Source organism: Flavobacterium columnare NBRC 100251 = ATCC 23463, from assembly GCF_002530675.1.
In the GTDB taxonomy this organism is placed as follows: domain Bacteria; phylum Bacteroidota; class Bacteroidia; order Flavobacteriales; family Flavobacteriaceae; genus Flavobacterium; species Flavobacterium columnare.
In genome coordinates this window covers 1-9,548 of sequence record NZ_PCMX01000155.1, presented here as the reverse complement: position 1 = coordinate 9,548, position 9,548 = coordinate 1, and the positions used below count along the sequence as shown (strand labels likewise).

The following is a 9,548-nucleotide window of genomic DNA, read 5'->3' as shown; positions in this document are numbered from 1 at the left end:
AGCAACTTGAATTAATTATTCATTTTTAGAAATCATAATACTTAAATTAAGCTTAAATTTGTAACAACTATACATAAAAAAAATATGAAAAAACTAACATTAAGCTTAGGTCTTTTATTATGTCTTCTAAGCTGTAAAAAAGAAGTTACCCCTCAAACGGATAATACGAGTAAAAATGATACACTTTCAAAGGTAGACACTACAACTGCTGAAAAAACAGCACTCAACGATGAAGCAATTGAAAAGGCTAGCAATACCTATATTTACAAGGCTCTTGATGGCAAAAACTACTCCATCTATCACACTGAAAAAGAAGGTAAAAGAGTAGCTATTATATCATTAGACGAAAAAGAATTAGTTATCCTACCACAAAAAGAAGCTTGGGCCAAAGGAGCCATCTACCAAGATAACAAATACAACTTAGAATGCAATGGAGATAACGCAATTTTAAAAATAGATAATAAAGATCAAAAACTTGTTTTAATAAGTCCTATAAACACAGTAGCAATTAACGGAAAAGACAAAAATGATCAAATTGAATTAAGTTATATAAATACAGAAAAAATAAATTTATTACGTATTACCAAATCTGGAAAAACAACCATATATAACCAAATTGAAGCTTGGTCAAAAGGTGCAAACTACACAAATGGAACCGATACTATACAATGTGAAGGAAATAAAAATCCAGCCCTCATTAAAATAAAATCTAATGGAATAGAAACTGATTATTTTCAAAAATAATTCAAAAACAAAAACTCTTTAGTATTAATTAAAAGCGGGTCTCTAAAAAGTAATAACTCAACATCTAGTTTGTCGCTTTAACAACAGGAGAAGTCACATTATCAACACTATGTAATTTTCTTCTCCTGTTCACTTCGTTCAAGCCTCCCTTGAGTAGAAATGGCAAAATTACAACCTTTAGGACACCCTTTTTCTATATATAAAATACTCTCGAATCAATCTAAAAAAATACCTAAAATAAAAATAAGATCAAAAAAATTGATTTTATGATTGTACTTCAAAATAAAATTATAAAACTCTATAATCTTTACAAATCCATAGTATATATTTGAATAAAAAAATACTATTTTTGGCATTATGATGAATGCAAATGAAATTATAGCTATAAAAAAATTATTAGCTACCCCAAAAAAGATAACAATTATCCCTCATCGCAACCCAGATGGTGATGCTATGGGGTCTACTTTAGGATTATATCACTTCCTAAAACAGTTAGGACACAAAGCTACAGTAATAGCGCCTAATGATTTTCCCAGTTTTTTGGCTTGGTTGCCTAACTCTGAAAATGTTTTGATATACGAAAAAGAAACACAACTTTGTCAAGAACAACTTAATTCTTCTGATTTAGTTTTTACACTCGATTTTAATGCCTTACATAGAACAGGTGATCTAATGGAACGTTTTTTATCTACACTTGATAAAACATTTATCATGATTGATCACCATCAATTACCCGATTCTTATGCTCTTTATAAATATTCTGATACTTCTATGAGTTCTACCTGTGAAATGGTGTATCATTTTATACATTACATAGGCTACGAAAAACTAATAGATAGTACTATTGCCACCTGCATTTATACAGGATTAGTAACAGATACTGGTTCTTTTAGATTTTCATCTACTACAAATACCACACATGAAGTAGCTTCTGATTTAATAAAAAGAGGAATTAAAAATGCTGAAATACACAACAATCTCTTCGATACCAGTTCCTACAACCGATTACAATTATTAGGAAAAGCTCTGCAGAATATGCAAATAATGCAAGATTATAAAACTTCTTACATTACTTTAAGTCAAGAAGAACTAAACCTTTTTTCACATCAAAAAGGTGATACCGAAGGATTTGTAAATTACGGCCTTAGTATAAAAGGAATTGATTTTACTGCTATTTTTATCGAAAATAAAGAAGAAGGAATCATCAAAATTTCATTCCGCTCCCAAGGCGATTTTGACGTTAACCAGTTTGCTCGAAAGCATTTCAATGGTGGAGGGCATTTAAATGCAGCAGGTGGAAAATCAAATTTAAATTTAGAAGAAACCGTAAATCAATTTATTAGTATTGTTAAAGACACAAGAAAATGAAAACATTAAAAATCATTACCTTTATAACTCTTGCTATGAATTTAGTTACTTGTTGTACGCAAAAACAAGAAGCTAGAAAACCTATATCACATAAAACAGGAGAATTCATGAAGCAGTCCATTGATCGTAATAAAAAATTAAACAAAAATGAAGAGGAAATTATCATTAATATAATCAAACAAGATACTACTCATCAGTATACTGCTTCTACAAAAGGTTATTGGTATTTTTATAATATCAAAAATACAACCGAACAACCAAAACCTATTAAAGGCGATCTTGCGTTTTTTGATTATGAAATTAAAGATATAAAAGGAAAAATAATTTATACCCAAGCCGAACTAAAACCCCAAATATATAAAGTAGATCAACAGGATTTTATAAAAGGCCTTCAAGATGGGATAAAGTTAATGCAAAAAGGTGAAAAAGTAACCTTCTTATTACCCTCCCATTTAGCATTTGGATACCACGGAGACAATAATAAAATTGGCATCAACCAACCTTTGATCTGCACAATTACACTCAACGATATTAAGAAGGAAAAAAACAATAAAACTATTGTCCCTTCAGATATAGAAAAAAATAATAACTAAAAATCAATTATTAACTAAAATGAGAAAAATGATAAGTTTAATTTTAAGTTTTTTTACTTTTTTATTTTCTTTTTCATCTTGTAATTCAAAAGGTGAAAATCAAACAGGAGAAGGTTTATTTGCAGAAATAGAAACAAGCAAAGGTAAAATTGTAGTACAACTAGAATTTGAAAAAACACCTATTACGGTAGCTAACTTTGTTTCTTTAGCAGAAGGTAAAAATCCTATGGTAAATACAAAATATACAGGAAAACCTTTTTATGATGGCCTAAAATTTCATCGTGTAATTGCCGACTTCATGATTCAAGGAGGTGACCCTGATGGTAACGGAAGCGGAGGTCCTGGGTATAAATTTAAAGATGAAATCGTACCAGAGTTAAAACACACAGGTCCTGGAATCCTTTCTATGGCTAATGCTGGACCAGGTACTAATGGAAGTCAATTTTTTATTACCCACAAAGCAACTCCTTGGTTAGATGGTCGTCATACGGTATTTGGTCATGTTATAACTGGACAAGAAGTAGTAAATAAAATTGCTCAAGATGATACAATTAACAAAATAATTATCATTAGAAAAGGGGCTAAAGCTAAAAAATTTGATGCGGCAAAAATTTTCAAAGAAAGCGTTGACAAAGAAATAAAAGCACAAAAAGAAATAGAATCTAAATTACTAAAAATAAAAGCAACTAAAATCGCTTATTTTACTCAAACAAAAACAACCGCTACCAAATCAGATACAGGCTTATTATACCAAATAGTTTCCAAAGGAACAGGCAAAAAACCAGAAACAGGATCTACTGTATACGTTCATTATGCAGGTTATTTTGAAGACGGAACTCTATTTGATACTAGTTATGAACAAGTAGCAAAAGATTTCGGTAAACTAGACGAACGTAGAGCAGCAGCTAAAGCTTATCAACCGTTCCCTTTTCAAGCTGGTAAAAAAGAAGGCTTAATACCAGGCTTTTTAGAAGGCCTAGAAAAAATGAACCTCGGAGATAAAGCTATTTTATTCATTCCAGCTAACTTAGGTTATGGAGCACAAGGAGCAGGTGGTGTAATTCCTCCTAACACAAACTTAGTTTTCGAACTTGAATTATTAGACAAAATGCCAGAAGCTACTCCTAATAAATAGATAAAATACACATCATACACAAGCGGGTGTCTAAAAAAGTAGTAACTTAATATTTAAAGGACAGGAGAAGCCCATTATAAATAATGATTTCTCCCTTTAAATAACAAGATTGCAAACTTTTAGGACACCCTCTTTTATTAAAATATTATAATCCTTATTTTCTTAGATGAATTTCTATCTATACTACTAATTCTCTAAAAACGATTTTTAATTACAGACCCATTTTCATTTATCCTTCCCTTATATTCTTACAATCTTATCATTTTATTTTTAAACTCAGATACACACTATTAGAGAATTTAAGAAATTCACTGCTCATAACACAATCTAATATCATAATAACCGTACATCATAAAAAAATCCGTTTAAAAATAAAACGGATTCTAAAGTTTTGCTCAAAAGTAAATGTGTCTATTATTTCTTCAAATGTGTATCAAAATAATCAGCAATTTTAGCATATAAATGAATTCTATCCCTTCCTCCTACATTATGTTCGTGATTAGGATATAAGAAATAATCTACCTGTTTACCCGCTTTAATACAGGCTTCAATAAAATTCATACTGTTTTGCTGTACCACAACAGGATCTTGAGCTCCATGAATGATTAACAAACGTCCTTTTAAATTTTTAGCCTTATCTAATAAAGAGGTTTTACTATACCCTTCTGGATTTTCCTGTGGTGTATCCATATAACGCTCTCCATACATGATTTCATAGTATTTCCAATCAATTACTGGACCACCAGCAACACCTACCTTAAAAGTATCAACTTGACTTGTCATTAAACTAGTAGTCATAAATCCACCAAAACTCCATCCAAAAACTCCAATTTTATCTTGGTCTACAAATGATTTTGATTTTAAGAATTTTACACCTTCCATTTGGTCTGCCATCTCATTCACTCCTAACTGACGATGATTTACATCACAGAATTTTTTACCACGCGAATCACTACCACGATTATCCATAGTAAATACTACATACCCATTTTGAGCCATATATAAATCAAAATAACTAGCTCCTCCTAACCAACGGTTATTAACCAATTGAGCATGAGAACCTCCATAAACATATACCATGACAGGATATTTTTTAGTGACATCAAAATTAGCGGGATAAATAATTCTTCCATTCAAAGGGGTTTTTCCATCAGCAGAAGTTATGGTTACCAATTCTATTTTGGGCATATCAATCTTTCCTACAAAAGGATTGTCAGCTTTTATCAATTGCGTTGTTTTTTTTAATTTAATATCAATAACCGAAATTTCATTTGGTGTTGTAATATTATTATATTGATCTAATACCATCGTTCCATCGGAAGAAACGGAAGCTGTATGAGTTCCTGAAACAATTGTTAATTGTGTTGTTTTCCCAGATTCTAAATCCACTTGGTATAACTGACGATCTAGCCCATTATTAGCGGTTCCTACATAGTTCGCTTTTAGTCCTTTTTCATCAAACCCTAAAAATTCTTTCACTACGACATCCTTATATCCTAAGTTCTTTAATAATTTACCATCCGTATTATATAAATACATTTGATTAAATCCGTTAAAATCAGTTTGGTAAATAAATTGAGAAGGATTAGTAGGAACAAAGATCAATGGGTGCTGTGGTTCAACCCAAGTAGAAGCCTTTTCCTCAAACAAAGTTTTTACAAAAGCCCCTGTTTGCACATCGTATTTATTAAATTTCAAATGATTTTGCTCTCTATTTAAGATTCCTATAAAAATATGCTTTCCAGTAGGTTCCCAAGAAACCATTGTTAAATATTGGTCATTGGGTTCCCCTGTTTGCATTGTTACTTTTTTACCAGAAGCCAAATCAAAAACAACTAAAGTAACTTTTTCATTAGTCATTCCAACCATTGGATACTTAATATCTTTATTAACCGCCTCTGGCTCATTCCAGTTTATTAATGGATAATTAGCTACCATGGTTTCGTCTTTACGATAATAAGCTAATTTTGTCCCTGCTTCATTCCACCACATCCCTCGGTCAATACCAAATTCTTGGCGGTGTACGTAATCAGAACCATTTACAATACCTTTATCTGTATCATTCGTTACATTTATAACATTTCCAGAAAAAGAGGCAACTTGTATATTATTATCTTTTAGCCATGCTACATTTCCATTCGATGCAAATTTTACTTGACTCACTTCATTACTATAAGTAACAACATTTATAATCTTCTTAGTAATAACATCATAAGTAACCCTATAATTATTCTTTTTACCTATTATTTCTGTTTCAAATGTATCAATAGATTTCCATTCGATAGACATTGGAAAACTTCTCAACAAAAAATCATCTGAATTTATTTTATCCTTTAACTCTTTTTCAAAATCATACTTTGTGGCCAAAATTGTTTCTTTCCAACCATTAGAAACACTTTTTTCTAATAAATTTGAAAAATCTGAACTTAAATAAGTAATTGCTTTTGAATTTTTACGCCATTGCTGCGCTAATTGTGTACTGGGAGCAAACTTTCTTCCTCCTGTAACAGTTTCCTCAATAGTCAACTTTTGTGCAAATGTCATACCCCCAATCAAAAGCAAACTAAAAGTGTATTTTTTCATTAATTAATTTTTTTGTAAATTATTTCCAAAAATAAGAATACTTAATAAGTTAAAATATTATTCAAAAGTTTTAGTTTTTTTTTCTGAATATAAATATAAAAGAATACTTTTAACGAAAATTTTTAAACAAATGGACATCATAGATAAAAAATTATTGAAATTACTTCAAGAAGATAGTAAACAAACCACAAAAGAACTTTCAGGAAAACTCAATTTATCCGTTACCGCAGTTTACGAACGCATAAAAAAATTAGAAAAAGACGGGACCATAAAAAAATATGTAGCATTAGTAGACCGAAAAAAAATAAACAAAAGTTATGTCGTTTTTTGTCATATTAAACTAATACAACATAATCATGAATTTATTGCTGATTTTGAAAATGCTATATTAAAACTAGATGAAGTTTTAGAATGTTTTCATGTAAGCGGTGATTATGATTACATCTTAAAAATTTGTGTGGCAGATATGGAAGAATATAGAGAGTTCATGGTTACCAAACTAACATCTATTAAACACATTGGAAGTACCCATTCTTCATTTATGATTGGAGAAGTAAAAAGCACAACCGTTTATGATATTTAAAAAACTAATAAAAAAAAGCATCGTTTTAACTTTTATTGTTTTCTTTTTTTCTTGCCACTCTAAAGTAATTAAAGAAAAAGAAAGGCTCCTTAACAGAAAATGGATGCTTGTAGAAATGGATTCAATCCCTTCTGAAATACTTATAAGAAATAATGCGTATATTGATATGACTATAAAAAATGGAGAAGCATCAGCCTACTTAGGTTGTAATAAATTTAATTTTAGTTATCATTTTAAAAACTCTAATACTTTTTCTGCTACGAATATTATTTCAACTAAAATGTTTTGTGAAGAAACCGTAAAAATCGAAGAAATTTTTGCAAAATTAATACCAAAAGTTAATAGTTTTAACGCTACAAAAGCACATCAATTAGAACTTTTTATAAATGAAAAAAAGAAAATGCGTTTTGTTGCCGCTGATTGGGATTAAATATCACAAATTATCTCAATTTTTTATATTATAAATTGTTAATTTTGTGATCAATTTTTTAAAACAACATAAAATAAATATTTATGAGCACATTTGACGTAGTTGTAATAGGTTCAGGTCCTGGCGGATACGTATCGGCAATTCGTTGCGCACAACTAGGAATGAAAACGGCTATTATTGAAAAATATGCCACTCTTGGAGGTACTTGTTTAAATGTAGGATGTATACCTTCAAAAGCATTATTAGCTTCTTCTCATCATTATGAAGAATTGCAACACTTTGCAGATCACGGAATTGAAGTTTCAGGTGATGTAAAAATCAATCTTCAAAAAATGATCGAACGCAAACAATCTGTAGTAGATCAGACTTGCGGTGGAGTTAAGTTTTTAATGGATAAAAACAATATTACCGTATTTCAAGGTGTTGGATCATTCGAAAACGCAACTACTTTAAACATAACAAAAGAAGATGGCTCTATCGAAAAAATTGAAGCAAAAAATACGATTATTGCTACAGGTTCAAAACCATCTAGCTTACCTTTCATCAAAATTGACAAAGAAAGAATTATTACTTCTACTGAAGCTCTAAAACTACCCGAGGTTCCTAAACATTTAATCATCATTGGTGGAGGGGTAATTGGTTTAGAATTAGGGCAAGTGTACTTACGCCTAGGAGCTCAAGTATCAGTGGTTGAATTCATGGATAGAATTATCCCTGGCATGGACAGCGCTTTATCCAAGGAATTGACTAAAGTATTAAAAAAACAAGGCATGAAATTTTATACTTCACACAAAGTAAAAGAAGTGTCTCGTAATGGAAATGAAGTTGTTGTAAAAGCCGATAATACAAAAGGACAAGAAATCGTTCTTGAGGGCGATTATGCCTTAGTAGCCGTAGGCCGTAGGCCTTATACAGATGGCTTAAATATTGATAAAGCAGGTGTAAAACTTACAGAAAGAGGCCAAGTAGAAGTAAACAATCATTTACAAACGTCTACTCCCAATATTTATGCTATTGGCGATGTAATCCGCGGAGCTATGTTAGCACACAAAGCAGAAGAAGAAGGCGTTATGGTAGCCGAATATTTAGCTGGACAAAAACCTCATATTGATTACAACTTAATCCCTGGAGTAGTATATACTTGGCCAGAAGTTTCAGCTGTAGGAAAAACAGAAGAGCAATTAAAAGCCGAAGGCAAAAACTATAAAGTTGGTAACTTTCCTTTCAAAGCATTAGGACGTGCTCGCGCAAGTGCCGATACCGATGGCTTTATAAAAATATTAGCTGATTCCTCTACTGACGAAGTATTAGGCATACATATCATTGGTGCTCGTGCTGCTGATTTAATCGCAGAAGCTGTTACCGCTATGGAGTTCCGAGCTAGTGCAGAAGATATTTCAAGAATGTCACATGCTCATCCTACTTTTGCAGAGGCAATCAAAGAAGCTGCTTTAGACGCTACTGGTAAAAGAGCATTACATATCTAATTTTAACATACAAATCAAAGAAGGTGTCTAAAGATAAGTAGCTTTACATCTTTATCACCTCAACAACAGGAGAAGTCACATTACCAATACTATGTGATTTCTCCCTTTGACCAAAATAACAAGATTACAATCTTTTAGAACACCCTTCTTATTACAAAAACAAAATACTTATAAAGAGATTATTTTCATATACACAACTCTACAAAAGTCAATTCCTATTTTAGAACATGCTCTCTTATTAACAAAATACACACAACCCCCTCTTGAATATAATTTTCATAGATCCCTTTTATAGAAAAGAAATACCTTTTTTCAGGACACTCACATCACTTTTTTACAGACAAGTCAATAAATAAATAAGATTTTCAAAATCTATTTATTTACAATAAAGTAGAAAGCATATTAAAAACAATTCACTTAAAAAAATATCTATTTAAAAATCAAGAACTTAGAAAAAACAAGTAAAAAAAGTAAAAAAAAGCTTGTTTTTATAAAAAACAATCGTAATTTTGCATCGCAATCAAGCAAACAAGGTCAAGCGAGGGGGAGATACTCAAGCGGCCAACGAGGACGGACTGTAAATCCGTTGGGAAACCTTCGCAGGTTCGAATCCTGCTCTCCCCAC

The 9,548-nt window shown here is 31.0% G+C and carries 8 protein-coding genes and 1 tRNA gene; 8 read left to right on the top strand and 1 reads right to left on the bottom strand.

Annotation, left to right across the window (positions count from 1 at the left end):
* The first annotated feature begins 84 nt into the window (after positions 1–84).
* The 4 genes from B0A78_RS13870 (at position 85) to B0A78_RS13855 (ending at position 3,840) form a co-directional block, all read left to right on the top strand.
* Positions 85–744, top strand: coding sequence for a hypothetical protein (locus B0A78_RS13870; protein WP_014164365.1), 660 nt, complete (start codon positions 85–87; stop codon positions 742–744).
* Between the two features lie 357 nt (positions 745–1,101).
* Positions 1,102–2,112 (top strand): DHH family phosphoesterase, encoded by a 1,011-nt coding sequence (locus B0A78_RS13865; protein WP_014164364.1) that lies wholly within the window; start codon positions 1,102–1,104, stop codon positions 2,110–2,112.
* Positions 2,109–2,705 (top strand): gliding motility-associated peptidyl-prolyl isomerase GldI, encoded by a 597-nt coding sequence (gene gldI / locus B0A78_RS13860; RefSeq protein ID WP_014164363.1) that lies wholly within the window; start codon positions 2,109–2,111, stop codon positions 2,703–2,705. Before B0A78_RS13865 ends, gldI begins: the two co-directional genes overlap by 4 nt.
* Before the next feature lie 19 nt (positions 2,706–2,724).
* Entirely contained in the window at positions 2,725–3,840 is a 1,116-nt protein-coding gene (locus B0A78_RS13855; RefSeq protein ID WP_097609785.1) for a peptidylprolyl isomerase, read from the top strand.
* 414 nt (positions 3,841–4,254) lie between these two features.
* Here the strand turns inward: B0A78_RS13855 and B0A78_RS13850 are convergent, their stop codons facing one another.
* Entirely contained in the window at positions 4,255–6,423 is a 2,169-nt protein-coding gene (locus B0A78_RS13850) for a S9 family peptidase (protein ID WP_014164361.1), read from the bottom strand.
* Between the two features lie 130 nt (positions 6,424–6,553).
* Between B0A78_RS13850 and B0A78_RS13845 the strand changes: the two genes are divergently transcribed.
* From B0A78_RS13845 to B0A78_RS13830, 4 genes are all read left to right on the top strand, one after another.
* A complete protein-coding gene (locus B0A78_RS13845) occupies positions 6,554–7,006 on the top strand; it encodes an Lrp/AsnC family transcriptional regulator (protein WP_014164360.1) in 453 nt (150 codons plus the stop codon).
* Positions 6,996–7,436 carry an META domain-containing protein gene (locus B0A78_RS13840; protein WP_065213679.1) on the top strand — a complete coding sequence of 147 codons (441 nt, stop codon included), beginning with the start codon at positions 6,996–6,998 and terminating at the stop codon, positions 7,434–7,436. The genes B0A78_RS13845 and B0A78_RS13840 overlap by 11 nt, the downstream gene beginning before the upstream one ends.
* A gap of 83 nt (positions 7,437–7,519) precedes the next feature.
* A complete protein-coding gene (gene lpdA, locus B0A78_RS13835; RefSeq protein ID WP_065213680.1) occupies positions 7,520–8,923 on the top strand; it encodes a dihydrolipoyl dehydrogenase in 1,404 nt (467 codons plus the stop codon).
* Between the two features lie 543 nt (positions 8,924–9,466).
* Positions 9,467–9,547, top strand: a tRNA-Tyr gene (locus B0A78_RS13830).
* Position 9,548 lies beyond the last annotated feature (1 nt).